The following is a 17774-nucleotide window of genomic DNA, read 5'->3' as shown; positions in this document are numbered from 1 at the left end:
GGGCGGCGGGCGGCGGGCGGCGGGCGGCGGGCGGCGGGCGGCGGGCGGCGGGCGGCCCCTACTCCTCCGGATCGACGTGTGTCGGGTCCGCCACCTCGGGCTGCTGGCGACGTGAACCGGGCGCGGCCCGGTCGGGGGTGGCCTCGCTGTGCGCGGTCTGGGGCGGTGGAGGCGGCGCGGTGTCCCCCGGGGCGCCGACACCGGCGGCGGGCAGGCGCAGGGCGAGCAGGGCCACGTCGTCGCCGCGGGGCGTGATGCGGGCGAGTAGCTCGTCGCAGAACTCGTCGATGGTCCGCCCCTCCAGCCGGCCGGCCAGGACACCGGCGTGGTGGCGGAGCTCGGCCATGCCGAGGTCGATCGGGCGGTCACGGCTCTCCACCAGGCCGTCGGTGTAGAGCAGGAGCATGCTTTCCGGCGGGAGTTCCTCATGTGCGTCCGGCCAGCTCAGCCCGAGACGCAGGGTGGCGCTCATGCCGATGAGCGGGCCGTGGCCGCCCTCCAGGAAACGGGTCTCCCCCTCCCTTGTGATCAGCAGGGGCGGCGGGTGTCCCGCGTTCACCCAGTGGAACCGCCAGGGGCCGCCTTCGGGGCCTTCGACGCGGGCGAAGACGAGCGTGGCCATGGGGGCGTCGCTGGTGTTGGTCACGGCCTCGTCGAGACGCCGCATGATCACACTGGGCGGCTCCTGATGGTCCCAGGCGAGGGCGCGCAGCATGTTGCGGACCTCGGCCATGTGGGCGGCGGCCTGGAGGTCGTGTCCCACCACGTCCCCGATGACCAGGGCCATGACACCGTCGGCGAGGAGAAAGGCGTCGTACCAGTCGCCGCCTACCTCCATGGCGCTCTCGGCGGGCCAGTACCGGGCCGCCATGCGGACGTGGTCGACCTGCGGGAGGGGGGTCAGCAGCTGGCGCTGCATGGTCTCCGCGACGTTCTGCTGCTCGTGGTAGAGCCGCGCGTTGTCCAGGACCAGTCCGACACGGCGGCCGATGTCGGCCAGCAGGGCGACCTCGCCCTCGGTGTGTGCGGGATGGTCCCCCGCGCGTGCCACGGTCAGCATCCCGTACGAGCGTTGCCGGGTGCGGAGCGGGACGACCACGGCCGAGTGCCCGCCGAGCCGTTCGAACAGCACCCGGTGGGTGGCGGCGAGGGGGTTGTGCGGGTCGTGCAGAAGGTCCTCGGCGTTCAGCGGGACGGGGCGGTCACCGTTGGTCAGCCGGGTCAGCGCGGCGCGGGCCGGGTCCGGCAGCGAGGTCACCCGCCCCCTCAGCCGTCCCGCCCGGTGCGGGTGCGTGGCGCTGCGGACGGCGACCCGCTCCAGGACCTCCGAGTGCCCCGGGTAGACGTCGACCGCGGCCCACTGGCCCAGTTCCGGCACCAGCAGCCGCAGGAGCCGGCGGATCGTGGCGGAGGTGTGCTCGGTGGGGATCAGGACCGTGGAGATCTCGGCCACCAGGTGCAGCTGGGCGGTGAGGGCCTCCAGCGCGGTGGTGCGTGCCTCGGTCTCCTCGGTGGCGCTGCGGTGCAGGCTGAAGTCGTGGAAGACGAGCACCAGTCCTTCCGTCCGGCCCTCTCTGACCAGCGGAGTGGCCGCCCAGATGATCGGTACCGTGGTGCCGTCCGCCCGCTGGAAGTACTCCTCGCTGCCCTCCTCGTAGGAAGCCCCGTGCAGGGGGTTGCGCAGCGCGCACCGTTCGCGCGGCACGGGGCTGCCGTCGGCGTGCCGGTGCAGCAGGTCGTGCGCGTCGTTTCCGATCATGTCCCGCGCCGACCGGCCCAGCAGGCGCTCGGCCCAGGGATTGACCGAGGTGATGCGCGCGGACGGGTCGAGGGTGAGGACGCCGGCGCCGAGGGCTTCCAGGACGGCGCGGGCGAAGTCGGGTGCCGGGGAACCGCCCGCATTCCCGGCTCCTGGCCCGTCGCCCTTCCGGGGGCCCGCCCAGCGTGATGTCACGGCCCTCACAGCCTTCCGATGCCGTCCATCCCGCCAGGTTCCCTCAGGAAGCGGTGATGAACCGCTCCGGCGGGCCGAAGGGGGGAGGTCGGGTAGGCTCCCGGTGCTGATCTTGTACCTGGAGGGTTGCGTGCGGACGAAGACCACGACCACGGTGTCGGCCTTGCTGACCTGTCTGCTGGCCGGGGCCCTGGTGGCGGGCTGCGGCGGCGACTCCAGCGGGGACAAGTCCGCCGGCGACATGCTCGAGGACGCCAACGCCGTGATGCGGGGGCTGAAGTCCGTGCGGGTCGACTCCACCAGCACCGCGGCCGAGGGCGGTACGGTCACCGTCCGGCTCGTGACCGACCTCGACAGCCGGTGCACCGCCAGGACCACGTTCTCCCAGGGCGGCACTCTCGACCAGATCCGGATGGGCGACACCGACTACGTCCGTCCCGACCGCGCCTACCTGGAGAAGCGGAAGCCCGGCAGCGTCACCGGCGAGCAGCGGCTGTGGATCAGAACGCCCGTCGGCGCGGCACAGCCCGGTGACGGGCTCTCCTCCTGTACCCGGCCCTTCGAGTCCTTCGGTACGGCGAAGAAGGGGAAGAACACCCGCGTCGGCGACCGGGAGGCCGTCGAGCTGACCGTGACCGACAAGGAGGACCGGGGCGGGACGTACACCTTCTACGTCGCCACGGAGGGCAAGCCCTATCTGCTCCGGGCGGTCTACAAGGGTGCCGAGTACGACACGACCACGTCCTTCGCCGGTTTCGACGAGCCGCTGGACATCCAGCCGCCGAAGGCGGACGAGGTGATCGACGCACAGGACACGCTGCGGTGAGCCGGTGAGCCGGTGAGCAAGCAGGCCGCTCCGCTTATCCGGTCGCTCCGCCGGTCCGCTCCCCGTAGGTTGGCGTGATGCCCGAACTCAGAACGGATCGTCTCCTGCTCCGCGAGTGGCGGACTTCCGACCTGGGCCCGTGGGCGGCCATGAACGCCGACCCGGTGGTCCGCGAGTACTTCCCCGGGGTTCTCACCCGTGAGCAGAGCGAGGCGTCCGTGGCCCGCTTCCAGGCCGACCTCGTGCGACGGGGCTGGGGATGGTGGGCGGTGGAGGTCGTCGCCACCGGCGAGTTCATCGGGTTCACCGGGCTCGACCCCGTGGAGGACGGCATGCCGTTCACCGGAGTGGAGGCGGGCTGGCGGCTGGCCCGGTCGGCCTGGGGGCGCGGCTGTGCCACCGAGGCCGCGCGGGCCGTGGTGTCCCACGCCTTCCGGGAGATCGGACTGGCGGAGGTCCTCGCGGTGACGACGGCCACCAATCTCCGCTCGCAGGCCGTGATGCGCCGCATCGGCATGACCCGCGACCCGGCCGACGACTTCGACGACCCGGGCGTGCCCGAGGGGCCACTGCGCCGCAGTGTGGTCCACCGCCTGCGGGCCGGGGACCGGCGGCCCGCCGAACGGTAGGCACGGGCGGCGGGCCGGCCGTCTCGTACAGCGGTGGTGTCGTTGGTTCCGCGGGGCGGTGGAGCCGTCACCCGCCGGGCGGTGGAGCCGTCACCCGCCGGGCTCAGGACGGGCGGCCGACGGCTGTGCCGGGTTCCGGACGGGCGGCCGAGGCTGTGCCGTTCATGTCGTCGGCGAGCCGCACCGCGGCCCGCATGCGCTTGCCGACCGGCTCCCGGCGCACCTCGAAGCTCTGGCAGACGGCCATGACTATCTCCAGTCCGTGCCGGCCGATCCGGCCCGGGTCCGCCCTCTCGGCCACCGGCAGCACCGGGTCGCTGTCCCACACCGTGACCTCCACCCGGTCCTCGGCCAGCTCCAGATCGACCGACGAGGGGCCGGGCGCGTATTTGCAGGCGTTCGTCAGCAGCTCGCTGACCACCAGCTGCACCAGGTCCGTCGCGCGGTCGGACACCGGAAGGCCCCGCACCGCCCGCACCCGTGCCAGGAACCGCCGGGCCAGCTCCCGGCCCCGGGCGATGTCGCCGGGCCTGCCCTCGTACTCCGCCGAAACCCTGACCAGCTCACTTCTCAGCCGGCCCCCATCGTGGGCAGCCCCGTCCATCCGATCCGCCCTCTTCCTGAGCCTTGACCGTTACGCCAGCCCGTCTACCCCGAAACGCGGGAAACATCAGAGGACGGCCGTGCGATCACGAGTACTCCGTGGTCTCATCACTCAGTCGCTCGCCGGGGGCGGTACGAGGCGGAGGAAGCCCAGTGCGTCCCGGTGGACCCGCAGCCGTTCCGGGCGCACATCGCCCTCCTGGAGACCGGCGCCGACGTCGTCCTCAGCCGTCTGTTCGTTCTCCACGGTGTCCGGATGACCGGGGAGCCGCACGCCGCCTTCCAGGTGGCGATCGGCGGTTGCGAGACCCGCGGGCCGACCGTGGCACTCCCCCGGGCCGGTCGTCGCCGACCGGCCCGGGGTCCGGCGCCGGATGGGTGCGGGGTGGGTGCGGGGGTGCCGGTACGGCGTCAGCCGCCCAGCGCGCCGAGGACGACGTGCTTGGCCTCGTCCTGCACCTGCCGGAGGTGGTCCGCCCCGAGGAACGACTCCCCGTAGATCTTGTAGACGTCCTCGGTACCGGAGGGGCGGGCCGCGAACCAGGCGTTCTCGGTGGTCACCTTGATCCCGCCGATGGACGCGCCGTTGCCCGGCGCCTCGGTGAGCACGGCGGTGACCGGCTCCCCGGCGAGGGTGTCGGCGGTGACCTGGGCCGGGGACAGCTTGGCCAGGCGGGCCTTCTCCTCGCGGCTCGCCGGGGCGTCGATGCGGGCGTAGGCGGGTTCGCCGAAGCGTGCGGTGAGGGCGGCGTAGTGCTCGGAGGGCGTCCTGCCGGTGACGGCGGTGATCTCGGAGGCGAGCAGCGCCAGGATGATGCCGTCCTTGTCCGTGGTCCACACCGAACCGTCCCGGCGCAGGAAGGACGCCCCGGCGGACTCCTCACCACCGAAGCCGAGCGTGCCGCCGACCAGCCCGTCCACGAACCACTTGAAGCCCACGGGTACTTCGACCAGCCGCCGGCCGAGATCGGCGGCGACCCGGTCGATCATGCCGGAGGACACCAGCGTCTTGCCGACGCCGGCGTCGGCGGGCCACTCGGTGCGGTGGGCGTAGAGGTAGGCGATGGCGGTCGCGAGGTAGTGGTTGGGGTTCATCAGCCCGGCGTCCGGGGTGACGATGCCGTGCCGGTCGGCGTCCGCGTCGTTGCCGGTCGCGATGGTGAAGCGGTCGCGCTGCTCGATGAGCGAGGCCATCGCGTGCGGCGACGAGCAGTCCATGCGGATCTTGCCGTCCCAGTCCAGCGTCATGAACCGCCAGGTGGGGTCGGTGAGCGGGTTGACGACGGTCAGGTCGAGGCGGTGCTGTTCGGCGATCCGGCCCCAGTACGCGACGGAGGCGCCGCCCAGCGGGTCGGCACCGATGCGCACGCCCGCCGAGCGGATCGCGTCGAGGTCCAGGACGCTCGGCAGGTCCGAGACGTAGGCGCCGAGGAAGTCGTAGCGGCCGGTGCCGGGCGCGGCCAGCGCCCGGGCGTAGGGGACGCGCCGTACGTCCTTCAGGCCGGCCGTGATGATCTCGTTCGCCCGGTCCTGGATCCAGGAGGTGGCGTCCGAGCCGGCGGGGCCTCCGTTCGGCGGGTTGTACTTGAACCCGCCGTCGGCGGGCGGGTTGTGCGAGGGGGTGACGACCACACCGTCGGCGAGGCCCGAGGCGCGGCCGCGGTTGTGGGTGAGGATGGCGTGCGAGACCGCCGGGGTGGGTGTGTAGCCGTCCGCGGTGTCGATGAGGACGGCCACGTCGTTGGCGGCGAACACCTCCAGCGCGGTGATCCTCGCGGGCTCGGACAGGGCGTGCGTGTCGGCGCCCAGGAAGAGCGGACCGTCGGTGCCCTGTGCGGCGCGGTACTCGCAGATGGCCTGGCTGGTGGCGGCGATGTGGTCCTCGTTGAACGCCGCCGCCAGGGACGATCCGCGGTGCCCGGACGTGCCGAAGGCCACGCGCTGCCCGGGCTCCGCCGGGTCCGGGTGCAGGGCGTAGTACGCCGTCACCAGCCGGGCGACGTCGATCAGGTCCTCGGGGCCGGCCGGCTTCCCGGCTCGGTCATGCTGCATTGCGCCCACTCCTCCGCATCGGTCGGGACTTTCCTCGCGGTCCCATCTTCCCCTGTCCGGGGAGCGGTGCCGGACGTCCCGGCCGAGGTCCGGGATGAACGTCGTGCCCCGGGCGGCGGCGCCCACACCCGCACGGGCCGGTCCCTGACTGCCGGACGACCGACGGACGCGGGCCGAGGCAGCCGCGGTACCGCCTCCACGGCACCGGCGTTCTCACGCCGGGGAAACCCGGCTCACCGGGCGGGAGCGGTACGTACTTCCACGCGGTCCCGGGCACCCCGGGTACCGACCTGCCGGCAGGTCGCCGTCGCGTAGCGGTACAGGGGCCGGAGCACCGTCAGCCGCCACAGCCCGGCCAGCGGTGACAGCAGGAACATGAGGAGCCGATGCCGCGAGGTCTCGTCCGGTCGGATCGGGGTCACGCCACGAGCCCGGATCCACGGTCTCCGCAGGCCGGGTCGGCCGACGGGTCCGGGCGACGTGACGCGACCGTCCGTGACACCTCAGATCCGGCCGCCGGTGAGGCGGGTGAGGGGGCCCTGCGTGTGGCGTCCCGCGCGGCGGCCCACCGCGTACGACGCGGCGCTCAGCGCGGTGATGCCGGCGCCCATGCCCGCGGCGACGAGCTTGCGGTGGGCGATGGCCGTCCACGCCGTCCTCGCCGTGGACGCTACCTGCCCCGAGGTGGTGATGACCGCCCGGCGGCCGGCTTCGACGCCCTTGGCCGCCGTCTGCACGGCGCCGTTCGCGGCCTGAGCCGAACGCTGGGCACCGGCCTTGTCCGCGGCGGCCTGTCCGGCCCGCGAGGCGGGAGCGGTCGCCTTGTCCGCGGCGTCGCGGGCCTTGGACTCGGCGGTCCGTGTGGTGTTGGGCTTCTGGTTCGTGTCCTTGTTCGGATCGCTCATGGACACCGCCTTGCCCCTCACTCGGACGGCAAACACGTGCGGCGGGTCCAGCGGCGCGGAACACCGGACTTCGGAGTCACGCCACGCCGGGCGGCGTTCGCGGCTCGACGCGCACGTCCACCGCACGGTCGCCGTCGTCCGACGCCTTCGGGCACGCGCGACGGGAGCAGCCGGGTGACTCCGTCCGGCTGCTCCCGTCGTGCTGCTCCGGTTCCTCTCGTGCTTCTGGTGTCCGATGTTCTTGCGGTTCTGCTGTCGGTTGCTGTCGTGGTTCTGCTGTCGGGTGGTTCTTCTCGCGGCGTTTCGGGGCGGCGCTCAGTCGCGGTCCACGTCCTCGCGCAGGATCTCGCCGTTCGTCGCGTCGACGTCCACGGTCGTCTTGTTCCAGTTGTCGGTCGACACCACGTCGACGGACCACAGGAGCTGCTGGTTGTCGTTCTCGTCCAGCTCGACGCCGGTAACGGTGCCCTTGGTCTTGTCCGTGGCCACCTTCACGGCCTGTTCCGGGGTCTGGGTCGCCTTCTTCAGCCGGTCGGCGAGCTGCTGCTTGTCGTCCGCGTCCTGGTCCTCGACCTGGGTGCGGAAGACCTTGCCGGAGACGGCGTCGACGTCGATCCGGTACACGGTGCCGTCGGTGGTGGCGACCTTGGCCTCCCACTCCGGAGCACCCTGGCTGGGGGCCGGGTTCGGCATGCTGGGACTGGGCGAGCCGGTCGACGCGGTGGCCTCGGCGGACGTGGGCTTCAGTTCGAGGTCGACGAGCTTGCCCTCGGGGACCTCCTTGACGGCGGTGTCGGCCGCCTTGTCCCACGTGACCTTCGCCTTCGGGACCAGGGCCTGTCGCTCGGACTGGTCATCGGTCAGGGTCTCCGAAGGAGAGGGGGAGTCCGTGCCGGTGGGGGAGGCCGTGTCGGTGGGGGAAGCGGTGTAGGTGGGGGAAGCGGTACTGGTCGGGGACGTGATGGGGGGAGTGGTCTGAGCCGCCTCGGCGACACTGGAGCGTGCCGTGTCGGCGTTCGTGCAGCCGGTCATCAGGAGGACGGAACTGCCCAGGGCGCAGATGACGGCCATCGAACGAAGAGGCGGAAGACGTCGCACAGAGCTCATACACCTCTCCGTAACCGTATGACCTTCTTGCCATACCGGTTCGGGAGGGAAACCACCGCAATGGCCGATACGGTTCAGCGCGCCGGCACCAGGCGCGACCCGGTGTGCTCGAGCCACTCCCGGTAGGCGGTGGACTGGCGGGCCACCTCCCAGTACGCCTCCTCCAGCGCCGGGTAGCAGGCGTCCAGCTCGGTCCGGGTGCGCGCGGCCACCAGAAGGCGCACGCCGAGGGGGTCGCCGTACAGGCGCCGCACCGCCGTGTCGGGGCGTGACTGGGAGCTCGGCTGGCATACGGTCACGACCTCGCCGGTGGCGACGAGGGAAGCGGCGGTGTGGTAGTCACCGTGCAGGACGCGCGGGTCGAGGCCGACGGCGCGCAGCATGCGGTGCACGCCGTCCCACTCGCCGTCGACGGTGGGGTCGACCATCCAGCGGTCGCCGGCCAGGTCGGCGAGGCGGACTACGGACCGGGTGGCGGCGGGGTGGTCGGCGGGCAGCATGACGAACTGCGGTTCGCGCTCGACGAGGACCCGTGTCCGCAGCCCCTCGGGGACGTGCAGCGGACAGCCCTCGACCTCGTGCACGAAGGCGACGTCGAGCTGGCCGTCGGTGACCGAGCGCAGCAGGGCGTTGGCGGAGACGTCCATCTGGAGCGTCGGTTCCAGGCCCGGCTGTCTGAGCCGGCGCAGCCAGCCGGCCAGGGCACGGCTGGCGGTGGAGCCGACGCGCAGCCGGCTGTCGCCGCCGGCCGCGGCGGCGCGGGCCTCGCGGACCAGGGTGCGCATGTCGGTCAGCAGCGGACGGGCCCGGCCGAGGACCGTCCGGCCGAGCGGGGTGGGCCGGCAGCCGGTGCGTTCGCGGATGAACAGGGGCCCGCCCAGGGCCTGTTCGATGCGGTTCAACTGGGTGCTCAAGGTCGGCTGGGCGACGCCCAGTTGGCGTGCCGCCCGGTGCAGGCTGCCGGCGTCGGCGATGGCGCACAGTGCGCGTAGGTGCCTCACCTCGAGCTCCATGCAGGGAGCGTAAAGCGGAACAGTTGGTTGCGCCAGGTGAACAAAACGCGGCGGATCAGGGCGAGTTCTGCACTCCGGTCGAAGCTGTTCCCGGCCGATGCGCGGCCGGTGATAGCCCCGTCCTATCGCCTGCTGCCATCATCACGCGGGCTCATGAACGCTCCACACTCACCGGTGACGACTTCTCCCCACTCCCCCACACAAGGAGTCATCGATGCGCATCAGTCTGCCCCTGCTGTCCACCGCGGTCGGCCTCGGCCTGACCGCGGCCGTGCTGGGCACCGGCCCCGCCGCGACGGCCGCCGCTCCGCAGCCCCAGGACCAGGCCCGCGCCGCCCACGTCGGCTACCAGCCCTCCGCCGGCTCGGGCGAAGACGCCGCCGCCAACCGGGCGTTCTTCGAAGCGGTCATCGAGTCCGTCGCCGAGAAGCGCGCTGCCGACCCGGCGTCGACGGCCGCCGTCACCGTCTACTACAGCGCCGCCAACGCGCCCAGCTTCCGGTCGCAGATAGCGCGCTCCACCCAGATATGGAACGGCTCGGTGTCCAACGTGCGGCTCGCGGAGAGAAGTTCGGGCGCGGACTTCGCGTACTACGAGGGCAACGACTCGCGCGGTTCGTACGCGTCCACGGACGGGCACGGCAACGGCTACATCTTCCTCGACTACCGGCAGAACCAGCAGTACGACTCGACCCGCGTGACCGCCCACGAGACCGGGCACGTGCTCGGTCTGCCCGACCACTACTCCGGCCCGTGCAGCGAGTTGATGTCGGGCGGCGGCCCCGGTCCGTCCTGCACCAACGCCTACCCGAACGCCAACGAACGCGGCCGGGTGAACCAGTTGTGGGCGTACGGCTTCAAGGCCGCCCTCGACAAGGCGCTGCAGAAGACCTCTCGGAGCTGACCGCCAGAGGCGGACACCTGTGGGGGCGGCCCGGCCGGGCCGCCCCCACGCACGTGTGCCGCCGGGGGGTGACGGACGCAGGGGAAGAGCGGGTCCGGGGACGTCCACCGGGTGGCCTCCCCGTCGTCGTGGACGTGTCCCTCGGCCGCGTTGGCCGGGTGTGCCCGTACCGGGAGCGCGCCAGGCCGGCCGGCGGCCGCCGCACCGATCCGTGCGGCGCTCAGGTACGCGCGACGGCGGGCAGCGCGCCGAGCACGGCCCGGTGTACGGCCCGGGCCAGCCGGGCTCCCCACTCGGAACGCGGGCCGGCGAAGGAGTGGACCTCGGCGCCGGCCCGCGGGGCGCGGGCCGCGACGCACACGGCGTCCGTGGGAGTGCCGGAGCAGTCGAGGCCCGACTCCAGCAGCGCCTGGACCTTGGCCTCGGTCGCCGTCATCACGGCGTTGACCAGGGCGGCGTCGCTCAGTGCGACCGGCAGCGCGGCGACGATGTTGATCGTCCCGGGTGCGGCGGGCCCGGTGGCGCCCTCCTCCGGTGAGGCCGCCCAACCGCGTACCGAGATGCCCGCGGTCACCACGGCTTCCGCACCGCCGTCCCGCGTACGGGCCCGGGCGGACACGTCGGCGGCCGTCATCAGGCCCACCCCGGGGCCCCGGGCGCCCGCGGCGCGAGCCAGGTCGGCCAGGTGCCGTGCCGGGTCGGTGCGCCGGTAGCCGTGGGCGACCTGGGCGTTGAGCACCCACGCGCGGTCGTCGATCCCGCCGCCGAGTACCGCACTGCTGGCCATCCGCCAGCCCGGTCCCGGGCGCCACAGCAGGGCGTGCAGCCGTTCGCCGTCCTCCATGCGCGTCAGGTGCTCCGGGTTCAGCAGACGGGGCCCGGTACGGGGCGGGGGCAGGAGGGCGGGCACCGGTCGGGGCTCCTTGCGACGGTCGGGAAACGCGGATCAGCGGACGGACGTCGGGTGACAGATGCCGGAGACGGATGTCGGGGGACAGGCGTCGGGGACGGCTGCCGGGGAACAGGCGTCGGGGGCGGACCGGACGATCGTACTCAGTGCCGCGTCCGGACCGGGCGGGCCGTCCGGTCCGGACGCGGGGCGCGTTGCGGACGCGGTGCCGGGCGCCTTCACTGAACACAACTTCGCCATCAGGCGTCGGATCGGAGGCCGCAATGCTGTCCCACACCCTGGAGCATGGGGTCCTGGTCATCACGCTGGACCAGGACCCGGGAATCGACGGGCGGGCCACGCTGACCACGCACATCACCAACCTGGTCGACGCCCACCAGCCGACCCCCGTCGTCATCGTTCTCACCGAGCGGGCCTCCGGCCCCGCCGCCGTCAGCGCCGTGCTCCGTGCCCACCAGTGGTGCGCTCGGCTCGGCGTCCTGATGTGCGTCGTCACCCACAGCGCGCCCGTCAGGCGGCTGCTGGAGGACAACGCCGACACCTCCGGTCCGCGGCTGGTCGTGCACGCCCGCGTCGACACCGCCATCACCACCGCGTTCACCGCGGCGGCCTAACGCCCCGTACTCGTTCCCGCGGCGGCCCGGCCGCCCGTGCCCGGGAGCGTGCGACCGCCTCCCGCTACTGCTCTCCGAGCCAGAGGTCGGGGCCGAAGACCTCGTAGTGGACGGCCTGGGCCGGCACACCGCGGCGCAGCAGGTCACCGCGGACGGCGCGCATGAAGGGCACCGGGCCGCACAGGTAGGCCGTGAGCCCCGAGGGCAGTTCGAGACCGGCGAGGTCGGCGCGGCCGGCGGCTGCCTCCGGGGCCTGGTCGCCGGGCTCCTCGTACCACAGGTGGAGCCGGGCGTCGGGCAGCGCGCGTATCAGGTCGAGCTGTTCCTGCCGGTGGGCGTGGTCGGCGGGGGTGCGGTCGGCGTGGACGACGGTCACCGGGCGGGTGGCGCCGGCGGCGGCCAGGTGATCGAGCATGGCCAGCACGGGGGTGACGCCGATTCCGGCGGAGGCCAGCAGCAGCGGGCCGTCGTCCTCGGCCAGGGCCAGGTCGCCGAAGGGTGCGGACACGGTGAGCACGTCGCCCTCGCGGGTGTGCGCGTGCAGCCAGGAGGAGACCTCGCCGTCCGGCCGCCCGTCGCCCTGGACGCGCTTGACGGTGATGCGCAGGTCGGACCGGCCGGGCGCCGCGGACAGGCTGTACTGGCGGATCTGCCGGGAGCCGTCGGGCAGTTCGGACCGCACGCTGACGTACTGGCCGGGACGGAAGGGCTGGGTGGGACGGTCGTCGGCCGGCCGGAGTACGAAGGAGACCGCGTCGGGGCTCTCCTCGCGGCGCTCGGCGACCTCCATGCGGCGCCAGACGTCCCCCTCGGCGACCCCTGCCTCCTGGTAGAGGCGGGTCTCGACGGCCACCAGCGCGTTGGCCATCAGCCAGTAGACCTCGTCCCAGGCCGCGGCGACCTCGGGGGTGACGGCGTCGCCGAGCACCTCCGCGATCGCGGCGAACAGATGACGGTGGACGACCTTGTACTGGTCGGAGGTGACACCGAGTGAGGCGTGCTTGTGCGCGATCCTGGAGAGCATCACGTCCGGGCGGGCGTCGGGGCGCTCCAGCAGCATGCCCGCGAACGCGGCGATGGAGCCCGCCAGGGCCCGCTGCTGCTCCCCGTTGGCCTGGTTTCCCCGGTTGAACAGGTCCCGCAGCAGCTCGGGGTGGGCGTCGAAGAGCTTCCGGTAGAACAGCGTGGTGATGTCACCGATGGCCGCTCCTACCGCCGGGAGGGTGGCCCGGACCACGGGGACGGACTGTTCGGAGAGCACAGCGAGCTCCTTGATCGGTAGGTGATATTCGTGTCTTCGGTCGCGGCTCGGCGCCGGCCCGTCGGTCACCGCTCGGCGGCCGACGGCGGGCCACTCCGTCATCCGGCGGGGCGGCCCGTCAGCCCGACCAGGACCGGCCCGGTCGGCGAGGCCACCAGGTCGGCCACGGTCAGCGGGTCGAGCGCGGCGTAGAACGCCTCCTGCGCGTCCCGCAGCGCGCCGCGGAGCCGGCAGGCCCCCCGCAGCGGGCACGGCGTATCGCCCTCGCAGGCGACCACCTCACCGTCGCCCTCGAGTTCGCGTACCAGCCGGCCCACCGAGGCGTGCCGGCCCAGGTCGGTCAGCGTCAGACCGCCGCCGCGACCGCGCCGCGCCTCCACGATGCCGAGGTGCTGCAGACGCGTGATGGCCTTGGCCGCGTGCGTGTACGGAACGCCGACGACCTCGGCCACCTCGCGGGTGGTCGGCGGGGCGTCACCGTCTCTCACGACCGCCAGGCGCATGACGGATCGCAGCGCCAGGTCGGTGAACTTCGTCAGCCGCACAGCCCGGACGCTATCAAATACGCATAATGGATTCGTGTTTACTTACGACGATGACTCTGTGGAGTGCGTCACCGGACGTCCCACGACGGACGGTGACACCTGATGGCAGCGGAAGACGGCGACTCTCCCGCTCCGGCGGCCGGTCCTCCCCTCCCCCGGGTGCTGTGCGACACCACGGACCTCCTGTCACCCGGCGGCGACGCGAGGACCGGCGCCCTGTGGAGGCTCGCGGAACCGGGGCGGCAGCTCGACGCCAACGTGGTCCGCGTCCCCGCGGCGGGACGGGTCGACACGCACACCGAACCGGACCTCGACGTCCTGCTGCTCGTCCTCGACGGCGAGGCCGCCCTGCTCCGCACCGACGGCGAGAGTCCGCTGCGCCCGGGCGTCCTGACCTGGCTGCCGCACGGCGCGACCCGAGCCGTCGTGGCCGGCCCCTCCGGGGTGACGTACCTGACCGTGCACCGGCGCCGCCCCGGCATGCGCATTCAGCCACCGGCTGCCGCCGACCGGCTGCGGCCGGACCCGGACGGCGCCTGAGCCGCGGTCAGCCGACCGGTGCGGGCGGACTCAGACGTCCGTCGTGCACCTCGGTGACACGGTCGGCCGCGGCCAGATGAGCGTGGTCGTGGGTGACCAGCACGGTGGCGGTGCCCCGCTCCCGGGTGAGGCGGCCGATCAGGCCGAGGACGGCGGCGCCCCGCTCGTGGTCGAGGGCGCTGGTGGGTTCGTCGACGAGCAGCACACCGGGGTCGTTCATCAGGGAGCGGGCGATGTTGACCCGCTGACGCTGGCCGCCGGAGAGCTGGTGGGGCCGGCGGTCGGCCCGGTCCGCCATGCCGACCGCGGCGAGGAGCTCCAGCGCCCGGCCGCGGGCGGCGCGCGGCCCGCGCCCGTCGATGTGGGCCATCACCTGGAGCTGCTCGGCCGCGGTCAGCGCCGGCAGCAGGTTGGGCTGCTGGAAGACGATGCCGATCCGGTGCCGGCGCAGGTCGGCCAGCTCCCCTCGGCTCATCCCCGTGGTGTCCGTGCCGTCCACGGTGACGGTGCCCGTGTCGGGCGTGATGAGGGTGGCCGCCACGGCCAGCAGGCTGGACTTGCCCGAGCCGGAGGGGCCGATGACGGCGGTCAGACAGCCCCTCGGAACGTCCAGGGTGACGCGGTCGAGGGCGGTCAGGCGGCCGTCGCCGTCGGGGTAGGTGAGGGTGATGTCGGTCAGGCGCAGGCTCATCGGGCGCTCCCCAGGGCGGTCAGCGGGTCTACGGAGGTGATGCGGCGCACCGCGAGGCCCGCCCCGAGCGCGCCGAGGAGGACCATCACGGCGGCCGGTACGAGGACGGTGGCGGGAGTGAGGACGAAGGGGACGGCCGAGCCGGACAGCGAGGCGCCGATCGCCGCGGCGGCGGCGGTGCCGGCGAGGGTCCCGCCGGCCAGCAGGACGACGGCCTGGCCGAGCGCGTCGCGCAGCAGTGCGGCGGTGGTGGCGCCCAGCGCCTTCAGCACGGCGATGTCACCGCTGCGCTGAATGGTCCACACGGTGAAGAAGGCGCCGATGACCAGGGCGGAGATGGCGAACAGGAAGCCGCGCATCAGTTGCAGGGAGCCGTTCTCGGAGGTGTAGGAGCCGATCGCGGAGAGCGACTCGTCCTTCGTGACGGTCTCGGTGCCCACCGCCCGGTCCGTCGCCGCGGTGTCGGTGCCGGAGGCGGTGTCCAGGGCGATCACCGTCGCGGCGGGTCCGCCGGTGCCCGTGGCGGGCGGGGCGACGGCCTGCCAGGTGCGCAGGCTCGTCCACACCACGGGGGTGTGGCTGAAGGAGTCGTCGCGGCCGGTGGCGGCGACGGTCAGCGGCCGGCCGGCGAGGGTGACGGTGTCGCCCTCGCGCACGCCGAGTTCCCCGGCCGCGGCGAGCGGCATCAGGACCGTACGGTCGTCGACGCGGTCGCCGTCGGGTGCCAGGGGCGAGCCGGGTTCGACGCCGAAGACGGAGACACCGGTGCTCCGGTCGCCCGCGGTGGCCCGGGTGGTGGTGATGCCCAGCGGCTCGGCGCGGTGGACGCCGGGCGCCTTCGCCCACCGGCGCCACTGGTCCTCGGTGACGGTGGAGTTCGCGTACGACAGGTCCTGACCGCCGCTCGGCGCGGCGAAGGCGATCCGGTCGGCGGGCAGGGAGGTGACGGCGGAGATGTTCTCGCGGGCCAGGCCGGTGGTCAGCCCGGACAGCAGCCCGACCAGCAGGGTGATCAGTACGACGACGCTGCCCATCAGGGCGAACCGCCCCTTGGCGAACGTCAGGTCTCTCAAGGCGACAAACACGTCTTCGCCCGGCCTTTCGACAACGGTGGGAGTCAGGGTGCACGGCCGACGGAATCGGCGACGTGTCCCACCGTCGCCGCTCAAAGGCCTCGCGGGCATCGCTCCTGGGCGGGGACTTCACGGGCCGAAGGGTGCGGCCCGGCTTGCACCTTTCGACAGATGCCCGGCCCCGGCACGGTCCGTAGGCTGGGGTGATCGTGAACGCGCTGACTCCCACCACCCGGGCCATGGCCTGGAGCCTGCACCTGCTCGTGGCCGGCCTGCTCGCCCTGGCGGCGGTGCGGGCGGCGACGGACGACCGGCCGCACGCCCCCGCCGTGATCGCCGTGGCGGCGGCGGTGGGCGCGGTGTACGGCGTGGGTCCGGCGTTGCCCGCCGTCCGGGCCTCCCGCCGTGCGGCCGCGTCGTGGCTGGGCGCGGTCGGCGCGGTGTGGCTCGTGCTGCTGGCCCTGTCCGCCGAGGGGGTGTGGCTGGCGTTCCCGCTGTACTTCGTCCAGCTCCATCTGCTGTCCCGCCGTGCCGGGCCGGTGGCGGTGACCGCCACGGCGGTCGCGGCGATCGCCGCGTTCTCCGCCCACCGGGGCACGTTCACCGCGGCCACCGCGATCGGCCCGGCGCTCGGGGCCGCCGTCGCCGTGGCGGTGGTGTGGGGCTACCAGGCGCTGTACCGCGAGAGCGAGGAGCGGCGCCGGCTCATCGAGGAGCTCACCGTCACCCGGGCCGACCTGGCCGACGCCCAGCGGGCCGCGGGCGTGCTGGAGGAACGCCAGCGCCTCGCCCGGGAGATCCACGACACGCTCGCCCAGGGCCTGTCCAGCATCCAGTTGCTGCTGCGTGCCGCCGAGCGGGCCCTGCCCGACCGGCCGGGACCCGCGGCCACCTACGTGGGCCAGGCCCGCCAGGCCGCGGTGGACAACCTCGCCGAGGCCCGCCGGTTCGTCGTCGCCCTCTCGCCGCCGGCCCTGGACGACACGACCCTCGCCGACGCGCTGGAGCGGCTGTGCGCCACCACGACCGAGCGGCACCGCCTCGACGTCCGCTTCCGCCTCGCCGGCCGGCCCCGCCCGCTGCCCACCGCGCAGGAGGTCGCCCTGCTGCGCGTCGCGCAGTCCGCGCTGGCCAACACGGTGGGGCACGCCCGTGCCGACGGCGCCGAGGTGACCCTGAGCTATCTCGACGACGCCGTCGCCCTCGGCGTCACCGACGACGGGGTGGGTTTCGATCCCGCCGCCGTGTCCGCCCCCGGGGCGGAGGGGGGCGGTTTCGGACTGGCCGCCATGCGGGCCCGTATGCACACCCTGGACGGCACGCTCCGCGTCGAGTCCGCTCCCGGGCGCGGCACCGCGCTGACCGCGCGGCTCCCGCACACGCCCGCGCCCGCCCCTGCCCGCGGCACCGACGACCCCGCCGGTCCCGCCGGCCCCCATGAACCCCACCACCCCGAGGCCCAGCCGTGACCGAGACCACCCCGCCGCCGATCCGTCTGCTGCTCGCCGACGACCACCCCGTCGTCCGTGCGGGGCTGCGCGCGGTGCTGGAGACCGAGGAGGGCATCACCGTGGCGGCCGAGGCCGCGACCGCCGAGGAGGCCGTCGAGCGGGCGGAGCGGGGCGACATCGACGTCGTCCTGATGGACCTGCAGTTCGGCAGGGGCATGAACGGCGCGGAGGCCACGGCCGCGATCACCGCGCGACCGGGGGCACCGCGCGTCCTGATCGTCACCACGTACGACACCGACGCCGACACATTGCCCGCCATCGAGGCCGGAGCCACCGGCTACCTCCTCAAGGACGCGCCGCCCGAGGACCTCGCCGCCGCCGTGCGCACCGCGGCGACGGGCCGGACCGCGCTCGCGCCCACGGTCGCGGACCGGCTGATGACCCGCCTGCGGGAGCCGCACACCTCGCTGACCCGCCGGGAGACCGAGGTCCTCGCCCTGGTCGCCGAGGGCCTGTCCAACCAGCACGTCGCCGAGCGGCTCCATCTGACCGAGGGCACGGTGAAGTCCCACCTGGCCCGCGTCTACACCAAGCTGGACGTGGACTCCCGCACCGCCGCGGTCGCCACCGCCACCGCCCTCGGTCTCATCCGGCGGTGAGCCGGGAGTCCTGGGACCTCACCGGGGAGTCGCCCGG

Annotated in this window: 20 protein-coding genes; 7 read left to right on the top strand and 13 right to left on the bottom strand. The window is 73.6% G+C overall.

Annotated elements, in window-relative coordinates; all coding sequences use genetic code 11:
- Nucleotides 1–58: 58 nt before the first annotated feature.
- On the bottom strand, nucleotides 59–1954 hold the full coding sequence (locus ACP4J0_RS25215) for a SpoIIE family protein phosphatase (protein WP_426600964.1): 1896 nt from the start codon (nucleotides 1952–1954) through the stop codon (nucleotides 59–61).
- Between the two features lie 130 nt (nucleotides 1955–2084).
- Here ACP4J0_RS25215 and ACP4J0_RS25210 point away from each other — a divergent pair, with 130 nt between their 5' ends.
- On the top strand, nucleotides 2085–2780 hold the full coding sequence (locus ACP4J0_RS25210) for a hypothetical protein (RefSeq protein ID WP_426600963.1): 696 nt from the start codon (nucleotides 2085–2087) through the stop codon (nucleotides 2778–2780).
- 77 nt (nucleotides 2781–2857) lie between these two features.
- Nucleotides 2858–3409 (top strand): GNAT family N-acetyltransferase, encoded by a 552-nt coding sequence (locus ACP4J0_RS25205; protein WP_426600961.1) that lies wholly within the window; start codon nucleotides 2858–2860, stop codon nucleotides 3407–3409.
- A 103-nt stretch (nucleotides 3410–3512) separates the two neighbouring features.
- Here ACP4J0_RS25205 and ACP4J0_RS25200 read toward each other — a convergent pair whose 3' ends face one another.
- The 7 genes from ACP4J0_RS25200 to ACP4J0_RS25170 all read right to left on the bottom strand — a co-directional run bounded on the left by ACP4J0_RS25200 (nucleotide 3513) and on the right by ACP4J0_RS25170 (nucleotide 9089).
- A complete protein-coding gene (locus tag ACP4J0_RS25200) occupies nucleotides 3513–4013 on the bottom strand; it encodes an ATP-binding protein (protein ID WP_426600960.1) in 501 nt (166 codons plus the stop codon).
- Between the two features lie 111 nt (nucleotides 4014–4124).
- On the bottom strand, nucleotides 4125–4259 hold the full coding sequence (locus ACP4J0_RS25195; RefSeq protein WP_426600959.1) for a hypothetical protein: 135 nt from the start codon (nucleotides 4257–4259) through the stop codon (nucleotides 4125–4127).
- 164 nt (nucleotides 4260–4423) lie between these two features.
- A complete protein-coding gene (gene pgm / locus ACP4J0_RS25190; RefSeq protein WP_426600958.1) occupies nucleotides 4424–6064 on the bottom strand; it encodes a phosphoglucomutase (alpha-D-glucose-1,6-bisphosphate-dependent) in 1641 nt (546 codons plus the stop codon).
- A gap of 233 nt (nucleotides 6065–6297) precedes the next feature.
- Nucleotides 6298–6486, bottom strand: coding sequence for a hypothetical protein (locus tag ACP4J0_RS25185; protein WP_426600957.1), 189 nt, complete (start codon nucleotides 6484–6486; stop codon nucleotides 6298–6300).
- A gap of 81 nt (nucleotides 6487–6567) precedes the next feature.
- A complete protein-coding gene (locus ACP4J0_RS25180; RefSeq protein ID WP_426600956.1) occupies nucleotides 6568–6969 on the bottom strand; it encodes a hypothetical protein in 402 nt (133 codons plus the stop codon).
- A 315-nt stretch (nucleotides 6970–7284) separates the two neighbouring features.
- Nucleotides 7285–8076, bottom strand: coding sequence for a PepSY domain-containing protein (locus ACP4J0_RS25175; protein ID WP_426600955.1), 792 nt, complete (start codon nucleotides 8074–8076; stop codon nucleotides 7285–7287).
- A gap of 74 nt (nucleotides 8077–8150) precedes the next feature.
- Nucleotides 8151–9089, bottom strand: coding sequence for a LysR family transcriptional regulator (locus ACP4J0_RS25170; protein ID WP_426600954.1), 939 nt, complete (start codon nucleotides 9087–9089; stop codon nucleotides 8151–8153).
- 214 nt (nucleotides 9090–9303) lie between these two features.
- On the opposite strand from ACP4J0_RS25170, the gene snpA reads away from it, so the two are divergent.
- Nucleotides 9304–9993, top strand: coding sequence for a snapalysin (gene snpA, locus ACP4J0_RS25165; RefSeq protein WP_426600953.1), 690 nt, complete (start codon nucleotides 9304–9306; stop codon nucleotides 9991–9993).
- Nucleotides 9994–10213: 220 nt separating this feature from the next.
- Here snpA and ACP4J0_RS25160 read toward each other — a convergent pair whose 3' ends face one another.
- A complete protein-coding gene (locus ACP4J0_RS25160; protein WP_426600952.1) occupies nucleotides 10214–10903 on the bottom strand; it encodes an adenosylcobinamide amidohydrolase in 690 nt (229 codons plus the stop codon).
- 263 nt (nucleotides 10904–11166) lie between these two features.
- Between ACP4J0_RS25160 and ACP4J0_RS25155 the strand changes: the two genes are divergently transcribed.
- Complete coding sequence (locus ACP4J0_RS25155; protein WP_426600951.1) at nucleotides 11167–11517, top strand: hypothetical protein; 351 nt, start codon at nucleotides 11167–11169, stop codon at nucleotides 11515–11517.
- A gap of 64 nt (nucleotides 11518–11581) precedes the next feature.
- On the opposite strand, the gene ACP4J0_RS25150 is transcribed toward ACP4J0_RS25155, so the two are convergent.
- The gene (locus ACP4J0_RS25150; RefSeq protein WP_426600950.1) at nucleotides 11582–12778 is read right to left on the bottom strand and encodes a globin domain-containing protein; all 1197 of its coding nucleotides are present in this window, start codon (nucleotides 12776–12778) and stop codon (nucleotides 11582–11584) included.
- Nucleotides 12779–12876: 98 nt separating this feature from the next.
- Nucleotides 12877–13323 carry a nitric oxide-sensing transcriptional repressor NsrR gene (gene nsrR / locus ACP4J0_RS25145; protein WP_426600949.1) on the bottom strand — a complete coding sequence of 149 codons (447 nt, stop codon included), beginning with the start codon at nucleotides 13321–13323 and terminating at the stop codon, nucleotides 12877–12879.
- A 102-nt stretch (nucleotides 13324–13425) separates the two neighbouring features.
- Between nsrR and ACP4J0_RS25140 the strand changes: the two genes are divergently transcribed.
- On the top strand, nucleotides 13426–13863 hold the full coding sequence (locus ACP4J0_RS25140) for a hypothetical protein (protein WP_426600948.1): 438 nt from the start codon (nucleotides 13426–13428) through the stop codon (nucleotides 13861–13863).
- A 7-nt stretch (nucleotides 13864–13870) separates the two neighbouring features.
- Here the strand turns inward: ACP4J0_RS25140 and ACP4J0_RS25135 are convergent, their stop codons facing one another.
- Together ACP4J0_RS25135 and ACP4J0_RS25130 are read right to left on the bottom strand one after the other, a co-directional pair.
- Nucleotides 13871–14554 carry an ABC transporter ATP-binding protein gene (locus tag ACP4J0_RS25135; protein WP_426600947.1) on the bottom strand — a complete coding sequence of 228 codons (684 nt, stop codon included), beginning with the start codon at nucleotides 14552–14554 and terminating at the stop codon, nucleotides 13871–13873.
- On the bottom strand, nucleotides 14551–15639 hold the full coding sequence (locus tag ACP4J0_RS25130) for an ABC transporter permease (RefSeq protein ID WP_426600946.1): 1089 nt from the start codon (nucleotides 15637–15639) through the stop codon (nucleotides 14551–14553). Before ACP4J0_RS25130 ends, ACP4J0_RS25135 begins: the two co-directional genes overlap by 4 nt.
- A gap of 227 nt (nucleotides 15640–15866) precedes the next feature.
- Here ACP4J0_RS25130 and ACP4J0_RS25125 point away from each other — a divergent pair, with 227 nt between their 5' ends.
- Together ACP4J0_RS25125 and ACP4J0_RS25120 are read left to right on the top strand one after the other, a co-directional pair.
- Complete coding sequence (locus ACP4J0_RS25125) at nucleotides 15867–17096, top strand: sensor histidine kinase (RefSeq protein ID WP_426600967.1); 1230 nt, start codon at nucleotides 15867–15869, stop codon at nucleotides 17094–17096.
- A complete protein-coding gene (locus tag ACP4J0_RS25120) occupies nucleotides 17093–17737 on the top strand; it encodes a response regulator (RefSeq protein ID WP_426600945.1) in 645 nt (214 codons plus the stop codon). The genes ACP4J0_RS25125 and ACP4J0_RS25120 overlap by 4 nt, the downstream gene beginning before the upstream one ends.
- Nucleotides 17738–17774: the final 37 nt, after the last annotated feature.

The sequence above is a fragment of the Streptomyces sp. WG7 genome (genome assembly GCF_049975785.1).
Lineage (GTDB): Bacteria > Actinomycetota > Actinomycetes > Streptomycetales > Streptomycetaceae > Streptomyces.
This window is presented reverse-complemented; position numbering and strand designations above follow the sequence as displayed.

Excerpts from the sequence above, each read along its gene's own strand:
- ACP4J0_RS25205 (WP_426600961.1), top strand. The coding sequence starts at position 2,858 with ATGCCCGAACTCAGAACGGATCGTCTCCTGCTCCGCGAGTGGCGGACT.
- ACP4J0_RS25200 (WP_426600960.1), bottom strand. The coding sequence starts at position 4,013 with ATGGACGGGGCTGCCCACGATGGGGGCCGGCTGAGAAGTGAGCTGGTC.
- pgm (WP_426600958.1), bottom strand. The coding sequence starts at position 6,064 with ATGCAGCATGACCGAGCCGGGAAGCCGGCCGGCCCCGAGGACCTGATC.
- ACP4J0_RS25180 (WP_426600956.1), bottom strand. The coding sequence starts at position 6,969 with ATGAGCGATCCGAACAAGGACACGAACCAGAAGCCCAACACCACACGG.
- ACP4J0_RS25175 (WP_426600955.1), bottom strand. The coding sequence starts at position 8,076 with ATGAGCTCTGTGCGACGTCTTCCGCCTCTTCGTTCGATGGCCGTCATC.
- ACP4J0_RS25170 (WP_426600954.1), bottom strand. The coding sequence starts at position 9,089 with ATGGAGCTCGAGGTGAGGCACCTACGCGCACTGTGCGCCATCGCCGAC.
- snpA (WP_426600953.1), top strand. The coding sequence starts at position 9,304 with ATGCGCATCAGTCTGCCCCTGCTGTCCACCGCGGTCGGCCTCGGCCTG.
- ACP4J0_RS25155 (WP_426600951.1), top strand. The coding sequence starts at position 11,167 with ATGCTGTCCCACACCCTGGAGCATGGGGTCCTGGTCATCACGCTGGAC.
- ACP4J0_RS25140 (WP_426600948.1), top strand. The coding sequence starts at position 13,426 with ATGGCAGCGGAAGACGGCGACTCTCCCGCTCCGGCGGCCGGTCCTCCC.
- ACP4J0_RS25135 (WP_426600947.1), bottom strand. The coding sequence starts at position 14,554 with ATGAGCCTGCGCCTGACCGACATCACCCTCACCTACCCCGACGGCGAC.
- ACP4J0_RS25125 (WP_426600967.1), top strand. The coding sequence starts at position 15,867 with ATGGCCTGGAGCCTGCACCTGCTCGTGGCCGGCCTGCTCGCCCTGGCG.